This window comes from Acinetobacter sp. ME22 (assembly GCF_022012315.1).
Lineage (GTDB): Bacteria > Pseudomonadota > Gammaproteobacteria > Pseudomonadales > Moraxellaceae > Acinetobacter > Acinetobacter brisouii_A.
Map to the genome: position 1 here is coordinate 298,167 of NZ_JAKLTL010000002.1, position 17,662 is coordinate 315,828.

Sequence of the window (17,662 nt, forward strand, 5' to 3'; positions counted from 1 at the left end):
TTTAGGAAAATGTTCAAGTCATATCTTTGTTATTATAACGTGATTATGCGCAAAGACCGTTGTTGTCATATATAGAAGAGGTTACAACTATGAGTAAAAGGATAATAAATCAGCAAAATGAAGTCGATGATATGACACAAGCCTCACAAGATAAAAAAAATAAGCAGAATCAAAAAACTGCTTTAGATTTTCGTAAGTATACTCAGCAAATCTGGTTGGCGGGATTAGGTGCATTTTCACGTGCTGAAGAAGAAGGCACAAAACTCTTTGACTCGTTAGTCAAAGTTGGTGAAGAGCTAGAATCTAAGACCCTCGGTTTTGCTGACCAGACCGTAACCAAGGTTACAGATAAAGCACGTGAATCGGTGGTTGAAACCAAAGACAAAGTCGAAAAAATTCTCGATCAGGGAGTAAATACTTCTTTAAATCGTCTTGGTCTGGCAACCAGCAAAGATGTGCAATATTTGGAACAGTTGATTTTATCGTTACATACCAAAGTTGATCAGTTGATTGAAGAAAATCAGACCCTGCGCCAAAAGTTGTCACAAAGCTCTCAATAATTGTGCATTTTCATAGGTTTTTGTCATGAAATCCTCATAAAAGCATTTGTGGAGTATTGCCTTTTGACCTCAAGCATTGCTATAAAGGCGGTATGGTTATATACGAAAGCCTTGGATCTTAAACAACCAAATTAAGAGGACGTCATCTTCATGAATAAATCAGAATTAATTGATGCGATTGCAACAAAAGGGGGTTTGTCTAAAACTGATGCAGGAAAAGCGTTGGATGCGACAATTGCTTCAATTACTGAAGCGTTAAAAGCAGGCGATACTGTAACTTTAGTTGGTTTTGGTACATTCAGCGTGAAAGAGCGCAGCGCACGTACAGGTCGTAATCCGAAAACTGGTGCAGAATTACAAATTGAAGCAAGCAAAGTCCCAAGTTTTAAAGCGGGCAAAGGCTTGAAAGATGCTGTAGCGTAAGACAAAACAGCAACTTAAGCGCGCCTCAAGGCGCGTTTTTTATTGAATTGGCGAAATAAACAAGGCAAATGCGTTCATTCGCCTTTTGATTTCAGTTAAAATCGCACACAAATAAAATATTGGAATACTTATGGAATCGTTTCGTAAACTGATCAAAGGTTGGTTAGGCATCGCATTGCTGGTGTTGTTCCTAGCTCCTTTAGCGTTAGTAGGTATTGAAGGATATTTTAGTGGCTCGAAAAAAACCGATGTAGCAAAAACTGTGAATGGTCAAGATATCGCAAATAAAGATCTTGATGATTTAGTGAAGGCTTATCAGCAGCAATATTTGCAATATGTTCAAGGTGATGCATCTTTACTTAATATGGATGCAATTCGTAATAATGCACTAGATACCCTAATTGCTCGTCAATTATTACTTCAACAAGCACAGAAACTGGGCTTGACTTTAAGTGATGCGCAATTTGTGACAATGCTATCACAAGTCCCTGAATTTCAAGTCAATGGAAAATTCAGCGATCAAGCTTTTGGTAATTACTTGCGTAGCAATAATATGACCAAGGAAATGCTGATCGAAAACTTGCGTAAAGATCAAGCATTAAAAATGCTTTCAGGAACGATTTCTAATTATACCTTACTGGATAAGGCGGACATTCAGCGTTTGGCAAATATTCAAACTGAGCAACGTGAAATCTATTTGGCAAGTGTAAAACTTGATGAATATAAAAAAGGTTTAACTGTTAGCCCACAAGAAATTGCCAATTACTATAATCAGCACAAGGCTAGCTTTAAACAAAATGCCAATGTTGATGTCGATTATGTGGTCGTGACTCCAGCAATGATTAATGTCACAACTACAGCACCAACTGCTGCAGAAATTCAACAAGCATATGCAAGTTATGTTGAGGCACAGAAGAAAAATGTTGCAAAAGAAGTGCATCATATTTTAATCACTAAAGATAGTCGTGGTGATGCAGCAGCATTGAAACTTGCTCAAGATGTTGAAGCCAAAATCAAAGCAGGATTGTCATTTGCAGAAGCAGCAAAACAATTCTCTGAAGATCCAACTTCAAAAGAAAATGGCGGTTTAATACAAGGTTATAAAGCAGGTTTGTTAGGTTCAAAAGAATTTGATAATGCTGTGGTTGGTCTAAAAGATCAGCAAATTTCACAACCTGTAAAAACACAGTTTGGTTATCACATCATTGAAGTACAAACACCTGCACAAAAAATTGCATCACTCGATGCAGTAAAACCACAGTTAATTGCAGATTTGCAGAAAAACCAAAAAGCCAATGCACTCAGTAATATTGTCAATAAGCTCAACGATAGTGTTATTAGTAACGATGCTTTGGATGTGGTTACTCAACAGGTAAAAACAGCGAAAGTCCAATCTGCTAAAGCAGTGACTGTTTGGACAAAAGATCCATATTTAGCTGATGCATCAGTAAAAGCAAAGCTATTTAGTGATGATGTTAAAACTGGTGATCGTAATGCATCAAGCAGCGTACAATTGGCTAATGGTGATGTGATCTGGGTAAAAGTTCGTAATTACCGCGCGGCAGGTACACAAACACTTGCTCAAGCAACAGCAGCGATTCGTAATAAAGTATTGGATCAAAAAGCTGAAGTGATTGCGAAGCAACGTCTAGCGACAACATTCAATGGCTTTAAATCGAAACCTGCTGAGCAAGTTTTAGCACAATCAAGCATTAAGTTTGAAAAAGCTGGAGTATTCCCGCGTCAGGGCTTGAAAAAAGAAGTGTCTAATATCGCATTTACTTTGCCGACACCAAAAGCAGGAATGTGGTCAGTTGGGACAACAACTTTACCAAATGAAATGGTGGTGATTGCGGTATCTAAAGTTGAGCCAATGGATCCCAAAGCAATTAGTGCTGAACAAATGCAACAATTACAAAACTGGTATCAACAAAGTCGTAGTGAGCAGGAGCTTGCAGATTATGTTGAATATCTGAAATCAAAAGCAAAAATTAAATAAATAAAAAAAAGCGCTTCGGCGCTTTTTTTTATAAGCAGTTGGCAGGTTTGGGAATACCTGCCAAGCGGCTTAAATGACGTGCAACCAGTCCTGTATTAAATTGTTGTTGTAATACGGCATTATTAATTTCAGGACTTACAGTTTTCATCAGGTACTTAATCAGTGGTCGTGTTGCAGGTGAGTGACCAAACTGCTGATAAAACTGTCGAACAGCATGTAAAATTTCGAAATGCCATGCGCTAAGCTCAATTTCAAGACTATTTGCGAGTTCTTGAGCCACTTGTTCATTCCAGATTTGATAGTCAACTAAGTGACCATCTTGATCGAGTTCTAAAGTCATAATTTTCAACTATTTTAAACTGATACAACGTGTATGCTGTAAAAGAATTTGACTGAATTCGCTATAGTCAATGATTTGAATGCGGGAACCTATGCTTTCAGGCAATATATCCGCATCATTTTTCAATATATAGCAATGATAATTGTTTAAACTTGGATCATTATAAAGAAGTACGGATTCTGCCATTAGCACAATCTGATCGGTAGAGGGATCTGCCATATGCTGCAATTGTTCGAGTAAATAAGCAGATTTGCTGTACTCAGCTTGCATTAAAAAAAGAGTCGAATTTGACATATTGGTTTACCAGTAAAGCACATGTTCAAAATTTCTTAAAAATTCAGAATTTAATTCTACAAATTCAAGTTCGTGCTGTGTTTGCAAAACAAAAGCATGTTGCTGTTGATGGCGTTCAATATAAATAGGGCTAAGGTCATAAAACTCAAAACTATCAACCATATTTGACGCGAGTTTAAAAGGATGATTTAAGGCATCAAAAGCGACATCATTTTTGAGTAAGCTTAAAGCGGCATCTTTCAGTAGCACTTTGACCTGACAGCCAAATGTAGCAAGTACCATAGTTGCAGACAGACTTTCATTGCTCTGTGTATGCATAAGATTGGCTTGGGTTAAAATAACAAGAACAGTTTTCACAGAACTACCTTTTAAAAACAACAAAGCACATGTGTAAAGGCTCTAAAATTGAACTAAACGCGTGGTATTTTGAACGGCATCGGCAAATTCCCCTAGACCAACCAACTCAAAGCCCGATGCTAGATTAAATTGTGAGAGTTGATGGCGCTCAGCATTGTCTTGGTCTGTAATGCCACGAGCCAATGCCGCACTTACACAGACAGGTAACCGAATACCCAGTTTTTGCCATTCCTGAGAGAGTTGACGTTGATCATCAGGGCACCAGTTGAGGGTATTTGCGACCATAACCGCATCTTGATAGAAAAATACCCGAAACTCTTGTTGAGCTGCTTGTAATGCTTGTGCTATTCCTAGCGCATGCCAAGCCAACACGGAGTGTGGAGGAGCGGTGACGAGAATTAGGGTGCTCATAACAAATCACTTTACAAAGAATATGGTTGTGCACTCACTTGAAACTGGAATGGTAAACCATGGAAAATGAACAATAGGTAAGAGTATACAATGATTTTGATTACAGGTGGTTTAGGCTTTATTGGTTCACATATTGCGTTGCACTTATTGTCTAAAGGACAGCAAGTTGTGCTGGTTGATAATTTGGTCAATAGTCATCTGCATACTTTGGATCGTCTGCAGTATATTGCACGGCAGTATATTCCTTTTTTACAGGTCGATGTGCGTAATACACCTGCATTGACCAAATTTGTTGAGCAGTATCCAATTGATTCTGTGATTCATTGTGCTGGATTTAAGTCTGTGCAAGAGTCAGCATTAAAGCCGATTGAGTATTATAACAATAACTTAAGTGCACTGATGAGTGTTGTACGCATGATGCAACGCATTGGTTGTCGGCAATTTATCCATGTTTCAAGTTTGATGGTTTATGCTCAATCAGGCAGTCAGCTCACTGAGCAGACAGCATTGAATCATGATTATATCAACCCCTATATACAGTCTCAGCAAATGATGGAGCGCATCCTTGCTGATGTATTTCAGCATGATAATGAATGGAATATCGCTGTCTTACGTATGGGAAATGTTGCGGGCGCATTTGAACAGGGTTTTTGGGGCGAGTTTATTCCAAAGCTACCAAAGAGCATTGTGGGTTTGTTGATGCAAATCGCGAATCATGAGCGAGAAAGCATAGAAATATATACGACGCAAGACACACAGGATCGTAGTCCTGAACGGAGTTTTGTACATATTCTTGATGTTTGTGATGCATTGGAAAAAACTTTGACATGGCTAGTGCCGCAACATCATCGATATGAAGTATTAAATATTTCGCGCCCTGATGTCATTAGTATGAATCAGCTATTAGACACGACTGAGAAATTGATACAAAGTCGTATTACCAAAATCACTTCTTCTACAGATTTACATTTACCTCTGCTAGATCAAGTGGGCGCTGATGTGAGTAAAGCAAAACAACAACTAGGTTGGGTAGCAACCCGAACTGTTGAGCAAATGCTCAAAGATCAGTGGCGCTTTTATCGAGGGGCATAAAGTAAATGATAATTATTTACTAAATGGTGTTTGCTACGTATGATGTTGTTTAGCTAGAGCGTAGATCTAGTCATTATAAATTGAATGATAATGAAATTGAGGAAATTATGACAATGCGTATAGAACATGACACGATGGGTGATGTTGAGGTTCCAAATGAAGCACTATGGGGCGCACAAACTCAACGTAGCTTACAGAATTTTAAGATCGGTCAAGAGCGTTTACCTCGTGCCATGATTAGAGGTATGGGCTTGGTAAAAAAGGCAGCCGCATTGACCAACGCAGAGTTAAAACAAATCCCTCAAGAGCTAGCAAATTATATTGTAGATGCAGCTGAAGAAGTCATTGCAGGACAATGGGACTCTCAATTTCCATTGGTGGTTTGGCAAACGGGTTCAGGTACACAAAGTAATATGAACTGCAATGAAGTCATTGCAAACATTGCGAATCAAAAATTAGGAAACCCTTTAGGTTCACAAAAGCCTGTGCACCCCAATGATCATGTGAATCGTGCCCAATCCACCAATGACTCATTTCCAACGGCAATTCATGTGGCGGCAAGTGTCCAAATCAATGAGTTATTGATTCCTGCGGTGAAACAATTACGTGATACTTTACAAAAAAAATCAGATGAATTTCAAGAGATTGTGAAAATTGGACGGACGCATTTACAAGATGCAACGCCACTCACTTTAGGACAGGAATTTAGCGGTTATGTCTCACAATTGGATCATGGTTTAAAGCGTTTAAATCAGGCATTAGAAGGCTTGTATGAGTTGCCGCTCGGTGGTACGGCTGTAGGTACAGGTTTAAATGCGCATCCTGATTATGCGGTAAATGCAGCGCAGCAATTGGCGCAATTGACTGGTTTACCTTTTGTGACTGCACCAAATAAATTTGAAGCTTTGGCAGGGCGTGATGCTGCGGTATTTGCATCGGGTGCATTAAAAACTTTGGCAACGAGTTTGAATAAAATTGCCAATGATATTCGTTGGTTGGCAAGTGGTCCACGTTGTGGTTTTGGTGAGTTAAGAATTCCTGAAAATGAGCCAGGCTCAAGCATTATGCCAGGGAAAGTCAATCCAACTCAAAGTGAAGCGATGACGATGGTTGTAGCGCAAGTTTTAGGGAACGACACGACCATCAATGTTGCGGGAGCATCAGGTAATTTTGAGTTGAATGTATTTATGCCTGTCATTGCATTTAACTTGTTGCAGTCGATTCAATTGTTGGGTGATGCATGTAATAGCTTTAATGACCATTGTGCGGTAGGAATTGAGCCAAATCGTGAAAAAATTGATCATTTTCTACATAACTCTTTAATGCTAGTCACGGCATTAAACCCTGTTATTGGATATGAAAATGCAGCAAAAGTCGCAAAAACAGCTTATAAAGAAAATAAAACCTTAAAGCAAGTGGCGGTAGAACTGGCACTGGTGACACCTGAGCAGTTTGATGAAGTGGTACGCCCTGAAAAAATGGTTGCTCCAAATGTGAAATAATCCACATGCTGAACATCAGCAGTTTGTATTGGCGTGAGTTATGCGTACAATATAGCGCTTCTATTTACTGCTGATGATCTTTTTTATGCTCGATATATATTTAACCGATACGCAACAACACGTTCAGTTTCAAGATTATCCGGGTGATCATCCTGTTAAGTTTATTCTTAACTTTAAGAAAATTTTTCCAAGTGTGATGGAGCTTTTACTTCCAGTACTGCCTTCAGATGAAAATTTGGAAGAAATGACATGGGAATCTACCGCACGAGATTTTGAAGTCTTTAAACTATTGCTCAGTGGTTGGGGAGTGGTTGAATTACGTTTAACGGCTGTGGCTCAATATAAAGATCGTGCTTATGCAGATCAGTTTGTTAAAAAAGCTCAAGCAAAACGCCAAGAATATAGTAAGAAGAATACGAAGTTATCGAGTGTGGAACTGGACTATTTATTCCTGCAAGATTTACATGCATTAATTGATGCGGATTTAATTGAGATAGGTGAGAAATTCTATTTACCAACATTGCGTGATCAATGGAAAAATCAAATTTCTGCAAGCATCTTACAAGGTCAAATCTAAAGTTGACTGATATAAAAAAACCGCATCATGATGCGGTTTTTTTATTTTTAAACATTAAGCTTTTTTAGCTTTGTGTGCTTTCATTGTGGCATCAAATTTTTCTTTGTCTAATGCTTTGTCCCAACGTGCAACAACAACAGTTGCGCAGGCATTGCCTACAAGGTTGGTTAATGCACGGCATTCAGACATGAAACGGTCAATACCAAGGATTAAAGCCATACCCGCAACTGGAACATCTGGAACAACCGATAATGTTGCTGCAAGTGTAATAAAGCCTGCACCTGTTACACCTGCTGCACCTTTAGAGCTGATCATCGCAACAAGTAACAGCGTTAACTGTTGACCAATCGTTAAATCGATATTACACGCTTGAGCAATAAACAGTGCTGCCATCGTCATATAGATGTTGGTACCATCAAGGTTAAATGAGTAACCTGTTGGAATAACCAAACCAACAACTGATTTTTCACAGCCCGCTTGTTCCATTTTTTCCATTAAAGATGGTAAAGCAGCTTCTGAAGAACTTGTACCCAAAACCAACCATAATTCTTCTTTAATGTAGCGAACGAGATCAATGATAGAGAAACCATTATATTTCGCTACAGCACCAAGAATAATCACAACAAAGAGCACAGCAGTGATATAGAAAGTCACAATCAATAACGCCAAGTTACCAATTGAGCCAATACCATATTTACCAATTGTAAATGCCATTGCGCCAAATGCACCAATTGGCGCGAGTTTCATCAACATGCCTACAAGTTTAAAAACTGGTGTAGTCAAGTTGTTTAAGAAATCAATGATTGGTTTAGATTGAGCACTTGTTGTTGCTAAAGCAATACCAAATAGGATGGCAACAAAAAGAACTTGTAAAATTTCACCGCCAACCAAAGGGCTAATGAGTGTTTTTGGAATAATGTTCATTAAGAAGCCAACGATAGTCGAATCGTGAGCTTTTTCTACATATTCAGAAACTTTGTCGCCATGTAATGTTGCAGGGTCAATATTTAAACCATGACCCGGCTGAATAACATTGGCAACAATCATCCCTACGAATAGGGCTAATGTTGAGAATGTGATGAAGTAAAGCATCGCCTTACCTGTTACACGTCCAACACTGCCCATATTGTTCATGCCAGCAATACCAGTTACAACCGTGAGGAAAATAACAGGCGCAATAATCATTTTGACAATGCTAATAAATGCATCGCCTAGAGGTTTTAAGCTCTCACCAACGCTTGGAAAGAAGTGACCAAGTATAATACCTAAGGTGATGGCGAAAATTACCTGAACATAAAGTACTTGGTAAAACTTCGGCTTTTCCCCTGGAACTTTGGTTTGATGTGCATGAATGTCCATTAATAAAAATCCTATAGATATTCCAAAAAAGTGGGTGCCAATTTTGTTGCTTACTTGCAAGGCGAATTTTACTTTAAAAAAATATTTGAAGTTAAAATGTAGCCATAAAATTTCGAAATGATAAAATAAAACAAATAATTTAAAAAAATAAAATAAAAGTTGGAAATATTGTAAAAAACAAATAAAAACAATATATTAGATTATTTTTTAAATTTCTCTTAGTCGAAAAAACGATTTATTAGGCAAAAAATAGCCAAAAGCATTAAGTTATACTTTAGTCGAACAGATTAAATATTCAGCAAATAAATTGAAAAATTTTTAAGAAAAATTACATTGAATGGCTTTTAGTGATGGTATGGGTAAGAGAGCTTTTAAGGCGGAATTGTTAAGTTTTACTTGAAATATGGGCTGTTATATTTAGAAAACTCACCAATATTTAAATAAATACATATCAGTTTTTTTAATTTAAATAATCAATATGCTTGTTAAATATGCAAAAAATGCATCCAAATAGTGCAAAAAATGCATAATTTCAATAAGAAAATCTTAAGTATATTTTTGATCTGACGATCCGTATTTGTATTTATTTACGAAATGTCTTAAGGTCAAAAAACAGAAAAATATCATTTGACTCATGTGTTAAAATTTCTCATTAGGCATTAAATTTGCTTTAAAAGAAACTGTAACCATAAAAGCATCATCATGATTAAGATGATTTAGATTTAAGGAATAGAAAGAATGAAATCACGTGCTGCCGTTGCATTTGGCCCAGGTCAACCCTTACAGATTGTAGAAGTCGATGTTGCACCACCAAAAGCTGGTGAGGTTCTGATTAAAATTACCCATACAGGCGTTTGTCATACAGACGCATTTACTTTATCTGGTGATGACCCAGAAGGTATCTTTCCTGCAATTTTAGGGCATGAAGGTGCGGGTATTGTTGTACAAGTGGGCGAGGGTGTAACTAGCGTGCAAGCTGGTGATCATGTTATTCCATTATATACAGCTGAATGTGGCGAATGTCTATTCTGTAAATCTGGCAAAACTAACCTCTGTGTTGCAGTGCGTGCCACTCAAGGTAAAGGGGTCATGCCAGATGGAACAACCCGTTTTTCATACAATGGTGAGCCAATTTATCATTATATGGGTTGCTCAACCTTTAGTGAATATACTGTTGTAGCTGAAGTATCTCTCGCAAAAATCAATCCTGAAGCCAATCCTGAGCAAGTCTGTTTATTAGGCTGTGGTGTAACAACAGGTATTGGCGCAGTACACAACACTGCGAAAGTTCAAGAGGGTGATAGTGTTGCTGTCTTTGGCTTAGGTGGAATTGGTTTGGCTGTTGTACAGGGCGCACGTCAAGCCAAGGCAGGTCGTATTATTGTGGTCGATACCAACCCTGAAAAATTTAAACTGGCTGAACAATTTGGAGCGACTGATTTTGTTAATCCAAAAGATTATGAGCAACCTGTTCAGCAGGTGATTGTTGAAATGACAGGTTGGGGCGTTGATCATTCTTTTGAATGTATTGGTAATGTCAATGTAATGCGTTCAGCTTTAGAGTGTGCACATCGTGGTTGGGGACAGTCTGTGATTATTGGGGTTGCAGGTTCAGGTCAGGAAATTTCGACTCGCCCATTTCAATTGGTCACAGGTCGTAAATGGATGGGAACAGCATTTGGTGGTGTAAAAGGTCGTTCACAATTGCCGACTATGGTTGAAGATGCAATGAAAGGTGAAATTCAGCTTGAGCCATTTGTGACACACACCATGCCACTTGAACAGATCAATGAAGCATTTGATTTAATGCATGAAGGTAAATCAATTCGTAGTGTTGTGCATTATTAAGGCATCACGATAGATTTTTGTTGTATATAAAAAACCTCAGCCTAAAGCTGAGGTTTTTTTGAGAAATGGCGTAACCATTTTTCGGATATTGGTTTGCGCATCTAAAACGGTCATAAAGGTATAGGCGCCAATAAATTTTCTGCTAATAAACATAAATTCTTTAGGTGGCACACTAAAATAGCGTGAAGCCATTGATTTACTTGCACGTTGCATCACGCGGCTATGCAATTGGCTAGCTTTCCAGTTATAACGGTTCTGTTCATCCATGATGCCAGCAGGAAGGTCAGGGTTATTGTGTAAACTGCTAAATGGTTCAGTTGCCAATAAAAAAACTTTTGCCATATCGGGTTTAATGCTAGCAGGAATATTGTCAAAGAAGTCATAGCCTGTCATGGCATCGACCATATGCGCTAAGTCGTGTTCATAGCCTGCATGAATCAGATTATGCGCAACAGTCAATAAAGTCTGATCAAATTGGCGAATTGCCCCAAAATCTAGTAATACAATTTGGTCTTGTACATCTTGTCCATTGCCTAAACGAACAAGATAATTGCCAAAGTTTGGATCAGTTTGCATTTCTCCCCATTCAAATAATTCACGAATGGCGATTTCAAGAGAAGCTTCACCTAGCAGGTTTCGGCGTTGTTGTGGTAATGACAACATGACAGGACTATTGACGGGAACACCCTGTTCAAAGGTCATACATAGCACTTGTTTTGTGCAATATTCATCAATAATTTGGGGAACAATATAGCGAGAATCATCTCGTAGGTAGTTTGCAAAGCGTTGGGTTGTAGCGGCTTCAACTTGGTAGTTGACTTCACGATGCATCATTTCACGGACTTCATCAAACCACTGATCAAACTCACGGGTTTGTGGCACCATATTGGTCAGACGAATCATGCTGCGAAATAGATTCATGTCGGAATCTATGGCATCTGCAACACCTGGGTATTGAATTTTTAAAACAATATCTAAGCCATCTGATTTACGCTTAGCACGATGTACCTGTGCTAAAGAGGCTGTACCAATGGGTTCAGGGTTAATCTCTAAGTCATAAAAGCGATTGCCTAATTCCTGTTTTAAATGAGGTTCAATGGCGAGCCATTCTAGTGCAACAGTTTGATTATTTAAGGTATTTAAGGCTTGTGTAATTTCTTCAGGTAAAAAATGTTCACCATATAACGCCATCATTTGCCCAATTTTGACAATCGAGCCTTTAAGTTTGCCAATTTCTGATACTAAATAATCAGCTTGTTCTTTGAGGGCTTTTTTGCGCTTACGTTCTTTTTCTTCTTCGTTGGAAAAAATTGTCGTGGCATTGGAAGTTGCCCAACGCGTTCCTGCCAATAAAGATGCTTTTACAATGGATAAACGTCGATCTATGGAAGATGTTTTTAAATTCTTTAATTTATCTTTCTGACCTGACATTGAACACAATCCTTAAAAAACGGAAGATTTGGGCATAATGGATTTATTGTAACGAAAAAAAAGTGCTTCGTGCGTATTAAAACGGTTTAATACGGATATTGTTGTAGGATTTTGCAGTCTTTTACGCCGTTTCTCAGGCGATCTTCTATAATGGTTTATCGCCTAATCAATGAGTATGGGAGTCAATGTGAGTTATAAGCATAATAATCTCATGGCAATGCGTAAACATTATTGGAATGACACTTCAGTAAAAGTACAACAAGAAAAACAGGCATTATGGCAGTTGTTGCAACAACAGCAGCTTTTTGCCACATTGCATGAAGATGATGTGAAGTATTTTTTCTTTACTTTACCCAGTGAAGTGATTGTTAAAGGTTATGCACTTGGCTTTGAGCATCAACGTGTACAAAGCATGATGCGACAGCACATCACTGAAAATAAATCACGCCTAGAGCGGCGTGAGTTATTTAAAATCAAATACAGAATGTAAAGCAGCAAACATAAACGCATGAGTCTGCCTTTTATATAGGCATTAGCGTGACAGGTTTTTAAAAATATGCTGTAACTGTGTTAATAGCTTTTCGATTTGTAGTGGTGTTAAACCTGTAAAAGCCTGTTCAAGTACAATTCCAGTTAAGTCATTGACTTTTTTTAGAATTTCTTGACCTTTTTCGGTGAGCACAACACGGGTAATACGTGCATCTTCTGGGCATGAATAGGTGTTGACATAGCCTTCATCTTTAAGGCGATAAACCAATTTGGTTGTGGTCGACATTTTAGAAATCAACATTTCTGAAAGTTCAGAAACACTCGCATTTTGTTTAAGTAATAATGCACCTAGAACACGGCGGCGAGAGTTGTCCATACCGTATTTTTTTAATACGTGATCGACATTTTCAACGTATTTTTGATGAATCTGGGTAATCCAATAAAATGGAAAGTTGTTAATCTGAATATTATCCGAAGCGGGTAAATATTTTGCATACTTTTTAGTCATGTTGTTGCAAGCCTGTTTTTGTATTTACTAGGATTATATTGCGAAAAAAATCACGTAAAAAGTGCATCTTATCTAAAAAGTGTAATTTTTATATATCTTTAGCATAAACGCTTGTAAATAAAAGGAATATTTTTTCATCCCTAAAAAGAAATGAGAAACATTTAAAAAAATAATGCCACCAATTTGATCAAAAAGAGGTCAGGAAAAAGGTTTCCTGACCTACGTGGTATTTTATTTAAACATTGAAACGGAAATGCATGACATCGCCATCTTGAACAATGTAAGTTTTACCTTCTAAGCGCCATTTACCAGCTTCTTTAGCACCTGCTTCACCGTTGTATTGAACAAAGTCGTTATATGCGACAACTTCAGCACGAATAAAGCCTTTTTCAAAGTCAGTGTGAATTACGCCAGCCGCTTGTGGCGCAGTTGCACCGACTTTAACCGTCCATGCACGAACTTCTTGTACACCCGCAGTAAAGTAAGTTTGTAAGCCAAGTAGGCGATAACCTGCACGGATAACCACGTTTAGACCCGGCTCTTCCATGCCCATTGCTTCGAGGAATTCAGCACGTTCATCATCTTCAAGCAATGAAATTTCAGCTTCAATTTGATTGCACAATGGAACAACAATCGCATTTTCTTCTTCAGCAAGCTTGCGAACAGCTTCTAGATGAGGGTTGTTTTCAAATCCCTCTTCTGCAACGTTGGCAATATACATGGTCGGTTTAAGCGTCAATAAACCGTAACCACGCAATAGTTTACGATCATCATCGGACAAGTCAGCTGCACGAGCAGGTTTACCTTCATCGAGCAATGGTAAAATGCGTTCAAGTACGGCTTTGGTTGCAACGGCTTCTTTGTCGCCGCCTTTTGCAACTTTGGTTAAACGAACCAATGATTTGTTGACTGTTTCCAAGTCAGCAAGTGCAAGTTCTGTATTAATGGTCGCAATGTCATCGAGTGGATCGATTTTACCATTGACGTGAATGACATTTTCATCTTCAAAACAGCGTACTACATGTGCAATCGCATCAGTTTCGCGAATATTGGCCAAGAATTGGTTACCTAAGCCTTCACCTTTAGATGCACCAGCCACAAGACCTGCAATGTCTACAAATTCCATTGTGGTGGGTAAAATACGTTGTGGATTCACAATCGCGGCTAGTTTGTCTAGACGTGCATCGGGAACGGGTACAATCCCTGTATTCGGTTCAATTGTACAAAATGGGAAATTTTCCGCAGCAATTGCAGCTTTGGTTAATGCATTAAAAAGCGTTGATTTGCCGACGTTTGGTAGACCAACAATACCACAGTTAAAACCCATGCAAGACTCACAAAAGTTGTTATGTAAAATTGCCGATGATTTTACAACAAAGCCAGTCTAAAGTCAGGTCATGATCGTGGATTGCATCTGTGAAAGTTTTTATTTTACTAATTTTACGACAACATCTCGGTAGAAATGAGCATTGAGTTTCAACGCTTTCCTGACTAAAGTAATAGGGTATGGGTGGGTTGCTAGCTAAAATTGTGATGAATATGGGGGCATTATGCGTACTTTATACCAATTTCCATTGTCCCATTTTTGCGAAAAAGCACGTTGGTTACTTGATCATAAAGAATTAGATTTTGTTGCACATAATTTAGTGCCAGGTTTTCATCGTGCATTTGCGCGCTTAAAAACAGGGCAAAATCATTTACCAATTTTAAAAGAGGGGACGCACTGGATTGCAGATTCAACCCAGATTGCACATTATTTAGATGATTGTTACCCAGAGCATGGTCTATTGCCAAATCGTTTTGGACAACGTGAAGCAGTACTCCAAATCAATCATCAGGCGAATATCCTTGGAACACATGTGCGGCAGTGGGTGTGGTCACAAATGATCATCCGTAATAATCATTCGCTGGATGTATTGCTAGGTGAAACAGGATATTTACGCAAATTTGAGAAGTATTCTAAACCTGTCTTAAAAACTTTGGTCAATCGTAGTTTTCAGTTGGAAGCAGAAAAAGTTGCTGAGTCGCAGCGGGCAATTTTAAGCTTTGCAGAACAGTTTAAGTTGCCCTCTCGTTATTTGGTTGCAGAACGGCTGACGCTCGCAGATATTGCGGTGTGTTCAATGTTTGCACCTTTGTTAAATATTGCAGGGACACCGTGGGAGTTGGAAACCTTTGATAGTGTGTCAGAGCAAGCCTATGCATTTTCAAGTCAACTGCAAGCTTTAGCTGTTGGGCAATATGTACAACAGATTTATGCGGAAGAACGTCAGGCTCGTGTGGATTGGCGTGGCATTTAGACAGTTTTAATCAGCTTGTTTTTTAATATTTTTAGGAATCATCCAAGCGATTTAAACTTTCGGTGGCTTGTTTTTATTGTCTTGCTTATAAAATAAATAGCTAGGCATTTGCATTCTGGCTTTATCGCGTAATTTCTTTTTAATATACAGCACGAGTGCAAAACTGGTGGTTGCAATTGTTAAAAATAAACTATTCATATAACTCATGATTGAACTAACATAGCCAATCGTTGTAAGTCTATTCATCATTTTGATAACTTGTGGACTACTTTCAATCCCCGTAATTGCCCAGCTACACAAGTGTTCGCAATTATTAATAATGAGATCATAATGGTTTTCGTTAATGCGTGAACGCATGCGACGAATCACGGCTCGACCCTTGTATTTGGGGTTAGGATAACGTCGAACAACAATTTTTTTGCCATGAGAAAATTGCTCAAGGCTCGTAATTTCAATGGGATGCTTTTTAAAAAGATGGGCAAAACCTGAGTAGTGAATCACACGACCACGCCCCGCATAAATACCATGATGAGTATAGCCCAAATGTTTCACAACCAGATGTGTGCCAATACTAAAAGGAACTTTCGCCATTTTATGTCTTTACACTACAAAGCTTAATTACGCCAAATCCAAAACATGTCGCAGCATAACATAAAGTAGATTGTAGCACTCGGGTTTGCTGTGAACGTTCAGTATAAGCTTTGTTGCATGATATTCAGGATGTTGGTTGGCATATTAATTGCTCTTTTTATCGTTAGGTAAATTTATCGATGCAAAAAAGGACAATCAATAATGGCATCTACCAATCAGATCTCTCCAGAGCATGAGTTTTTAGGTGTAGGTAAGAGCTTGGCTTATGGCTTGCAACATGTATTGACCATGTATGGTGGCATTGTTGCTCCACCCTTAATTGTAGGGGCAGCAGTGGGGCTAACAGCTGCACAAATCGGGATGCTCATTACAGCGTCACTCTTTGTTGGTGGTCTTGCAACTTTATTGCAAACTTTAGGAATGCGTTGGTTCGGTGCTCAATTACCACTAGTTCAAGGTGTTTCTTTTGCAGGTGTTGCGAGCATGATTGCGATTGGAACATCGGGTGGCGGTTTTCCTGCAATTCTAGGTGCGGTCTTTGCCAGTGCGGTGATTGGTCTTCTCATAGCACCATTTTTCGCCAAAATTGTACATTTCTTTCCGCCTGTGGTCACAGGTTCGGTCATTACCGTTATTGGGCTGTCATTGTTGCCTGTTGCACTACGCTGGACAATGGGTGGCAACGATAAAGCACCAAATTGGGGATCTTTAGAAAATATTGGACTTGCAGGACTGACATTGCTGATTTTACTGGTCTTAAGCAAAATCGGAAATGAAGCAATTCGCCGTCTGGCTGTTTTACTTTCAATTGTGCTTGGGACAGTATGTGCTTATGTACTGGGTTTTACAGATTTTTCCAAAGTGGCAGTAGGAGATTGGTTTGCCGTGCCGAATTTCTTGGCTTTTGGCTTCCCTGTATTTGAAGTTCCTGCGATTATTGCCATGTCTATTGTTATGATTGTAACCTTGACAGAAACCACAGCCGATATTTTGGCAGTTGGAGAAATTATTGGAACACCGATTGATCAAAAACGGATTGCAAATGGACTTCGTGCCGATATGTTATCTTCTGCGATTGCGCCATTTTTTGGAACATTTATGCAAAGTGCTTTTGCGCAGAATGTAGGTTTGGTGGCAATTACGGGAGTAAAAAGCCGCTTTGTTGTAGCAGCAGGCGGAGCAATTTTGGTGGTATTGGGCTTATTGCCTGTGATGGGGCGCTTTATTGCCGCGATTCCGACTCCTGTTTTAGGTGGAGCAGGTTTAGTTTTGTTTGGTACAGTTGCTGCGAGTGGAATTCGTGCTTTGGGACAAGTGAATTATCAGGATCAAAAGAACTTGATTATAGTTGCTGTGGCGATTGCTGCGGGAATGATTCCAATCATAAGTCATGATTTTTTTGCTCATTTCCCACAATGGGTACAAACCCTCTTTCATTCTGGAATCAGTTCAACTTGTGTGGTTGCTGTGACTTTGAATATTTTCTTTAATCATTTATTTTTAAATAAAAAATCTGAAAAAACAGCAGCGTTACCAATCTCTTCGGTACAGCATTAATCAAAATGATAGACTTCGTTCATC

Annotated in this window: 19 protein-coding genes; 10 read left to right on the plus strand and 9 right to left on the minus strand. The window is 38.7% G+C overall.

The features are described from left to right. Positions 1-131: 131 nt before the first annotated feature. From LVY74_RS04120 to LVY74_RS04130, 3 genes are all read left to right on the plus strand, one after another. Positions 132-560, plus strand: a complete 429-nt coding sequence (locus LVY74_RS04120) for a phasin family protein (protein ID WP_228271203.1) — start codon at positions 132-134, stop codon at positions 558-560. 150 nt (positions 561-710) lie between these two features. After that, on the plus strand, positions 711-983 hold the full coding sequence (locus LVY74_RS04125) for an HU family DNA-binding protein (protein WP_151709158.1): 273 nt from the start codon (positions 711-713) through the stop codon (positions 981-983). Positions 984-1,113: 130 nt separating this feature from the next. Continuing rightward, positions 1,114-2,982 (plus strand): SurA N-terminal domain-containing protein, encoded by a 1,869-nt coding sequence (locus LVY74_RS04130; protein ID WP_237813952.1) that lies wholly within the window; start codon positions 1,114-1,116, stop codon positions 2,980-2,982. A gap of 28 nt (positions 2,983-3,010) precedes the next feature. Here LVY74_RS04130 and LVY74_RS04135 read toward each other — a convergent pair whose 3' ends face one another. The 4 genes from LVY74_RS04135 to tusD are packed head-to-tail and all read right to left on the minus strand — an operon-like array spanning position 3,011 to position 4,384. Then, positions 3,011-3,322, minus strand: coding sequence for a TusE/DsrC/DsvC family sulfur relay protein (locus LVY74_RS04135; protein ID WP_151777121.1), 312 nt, complete (start codon positions 3,320-3,322; stop codon positions 3,011-3,013). A gap of 9 nt (positions 3,323-3,331) precedes the next feature. Continuing rightward, positions 3,332-3,616, minus strand: a complete 285-nt coding sequence (locus LVY74_RS04140) for a hypothetical protein (RefSeq protein ID WP_237813953.1) — start codon at positions 3,614-3,616, stop codon at positions 3,332-3,334. Positions 3,617-3,622: 6 nt separating this feature from the next. After that, entirely contained in the window at positions 3,623-3,973 is a 351-nt protein-coding gene (locus LVY74_RS04145; RefSeq protein WP_151709154.1) for a hypothetical protein, read from the minus strand. A 42-nt stretch (positions 3,974-4,015) separates the two neighbouring features. Beyond that, on the minus strand, positions 4,016-4,384 hold the full coding sequence (tusD, locus tag LVY74_RS04150) for a sulfurtransferase complex subunit TusD (protein WP_151777119.1): 369 nt from the start codon (positions 4,382-4,384) through the stop codon (positions 4,016-4,018). 90 nt (positions 4,385-4,474) lie between these two features. Between tusD and LVY74_RS04155 the strand changes: the two genes are divergently transcribed. From LVY74_RS04155 to LVY74_RS04165, 3 genes are all read left to right on the plus strand, one after another. Continuing rightward, positions 4,475-5,476, plus strand: coding sequence for an SDR family NAD(P)-dependent oxidoreductase (locus tag LVY74_RS04155; RefSeq protein ID WP_237813954.1), 1,002 nt, complete (start codon positions 4,475-4,477; stop codon positions 5,474-5,476). A 107-nt stretch (positions 5,477-5,583) separates the two neighbouring features. Next, positions 5,584-6,978: a class II fumarate hydratase gene (gene fumC, locus LVY74_RS04160; RefSeq protein ID WP_237813955.1), complete on the plus strand. Its 1,395-nt coding sequence runs from the start codon at positions 5,584-5,586 to the stop codon at positions 6,976-6,978. Positions 6,979-7,063: 85 nt separating this feature from the next. Next, positions 7,064-7,555: a hypothetical protein gene (locus LVY74_RS04165; RefSeq protein ID WP_151710568.1), complete on the plus strand. Its 492-nt coding sequence runs from the start codon at positions 7,064-7,066 to the stop codon at positions 7,553-7,555. Between the two features lie 54 nt (positions 7,556-7,609). On the opposite strand, the gene LVY74_RS04170 is transcribed toward LVY74_RS04165, so the two are convergent. Then, entirely contained in the window at positions 7,610-8,914 is a 1,305-nt protein-coding gene (locus LVY74_RS04170) for a dicarboxylate/amino acid:cation symporter (RefSeq protein WP_237813956.1), read from the minus strand. Positions 8,915-9,652: 738 nt separating this feature from the next. Between LVY74_RS04170 and LVY74_RS04175 the strand changes: the two genes are divergently transcribed. After that, positions 9,653-10,762 carry an S-(hydroxymethyl)glutathione dehydrogenase/class III alcohol dehydrogenase gene (locus LVY74_RS04175; RefSeq protein ID WP_237813957.1) on the plus strand — a complete coding sequence of 370 codons (1,110 nt, stop codon included), beginning with the start codon at positions 9,653-9,655 and terminating at the stop codon, positions 10,760-10,762. 36 nt (positions 10,763-10,798) lie between these two features. Here the strand turns inward: LVY74_RS04175 and LVY74_RS04180 are convergent, their stop codons facing one another. Next, positions 10,799-12,193 (minus strand): ABC1 kinase family protein, encoded by a 1,395-nt coding sequence (locus LVY74_RS04180; protein ID WP_237813958.1) that lies wholly within the window; start codon positions 12,191-12,193, stop codon positions 10,799-10,801. A 187-nt stretch (positions 12,194-12,380) separates the two neighbouring features. Here LVY74_RS04180 and LVY74_RS04185 point away from each other — a divergent pair, with 187 nt between their 5' ends. Continuing rightward, complete coding sequence (locus tag LVY74_RS04185) at positions 12,381-12,683, plus strand: hypothetical protein (RefSeq protein ID WP_151710565.1); 303 nt, start codon at positions 12,381-12,383, stop codon at positions 12,681-12,683. Between the two features lie 42 nt (positions 12,684-12,725). Here LVY74_RS04185 and LVY74_RS04190 read toward each other — a convergent pair whose 3' ends face one another. Next, positions 12,726-13,190: a MarR family winged helix-turn-helix transcriptional regulator gene (locus LVY74_RS04190; protein WP_237813959.1), complete on the minus strand. Its 465-nt coding sequence runs from the start codon at positions 13,188-13,190 to the stop codon at positions 12,726-12,728. A 235-nt stretch (positions 13,191-13,425) separates the two neighbouring features. Continuing rightward, positions 13,426-14,517 (minus strand): redox-regulated ATPase YchF, encoded by a 1,092-nt coding sequence (gene ychF / locus LVY74_RS04195; protein WP_237813960.1) that lies wholly within the window; start codon positions 14,515-14,517, stop codon positions 13,426-13,428. 223 nt (positions 14,518-14,740) lie between these two features. Here ychF and LVY74_RS04200 point away from each other — a divergent pair, with 223 nt between their 5' ends. Then, on the plus strand, positions 14,741-15,490 hold the full coding sequence (locus tag LVY74_RS04200) for a glutathione S-transferase family protein (protein ID WP_237813961.1): 750 nt from the start codon (positions 14,741-14,743) through the stop codon (positions 15,488-15,490). A 51-nt stretch (positions 15,491-15,541) separates the two neighbouring features. Here LVY74_RS04200 and LVY74_RS04205 read toward each other — a convergent pair whose 3' ends face one another. Further along, positions 15,542-16,081: a lecithin retinol acyltransferase family protein gene (locus LVY74_RS04205; protein WP_237813962.1), complete on the minus strand. Its 540-nt coding sequence runs from the start codon at positions 16,079-16,081 to the stop codon at positions 15,542-15,544. 201 nt (positions 16,082-16,282) lie between these two features. On the opposite strand from LVY74_RS04205, the gene LVY74_RS04210 reads away from it, so the two are divergent. Then, positions 16,283-17,638: a nucleobase:cation symporter-2 family protein gene (locus tag LVY74_RS04210; protein WP_237813963.1), complete on the plus strand. Its 1,356-nt coding sequence runs from the start codon at positions 16,283-16,285 to the stop codon at positions 17,636-17,638. Positions 17,639-17,662 lie beyond the last annotated feature (24 nt).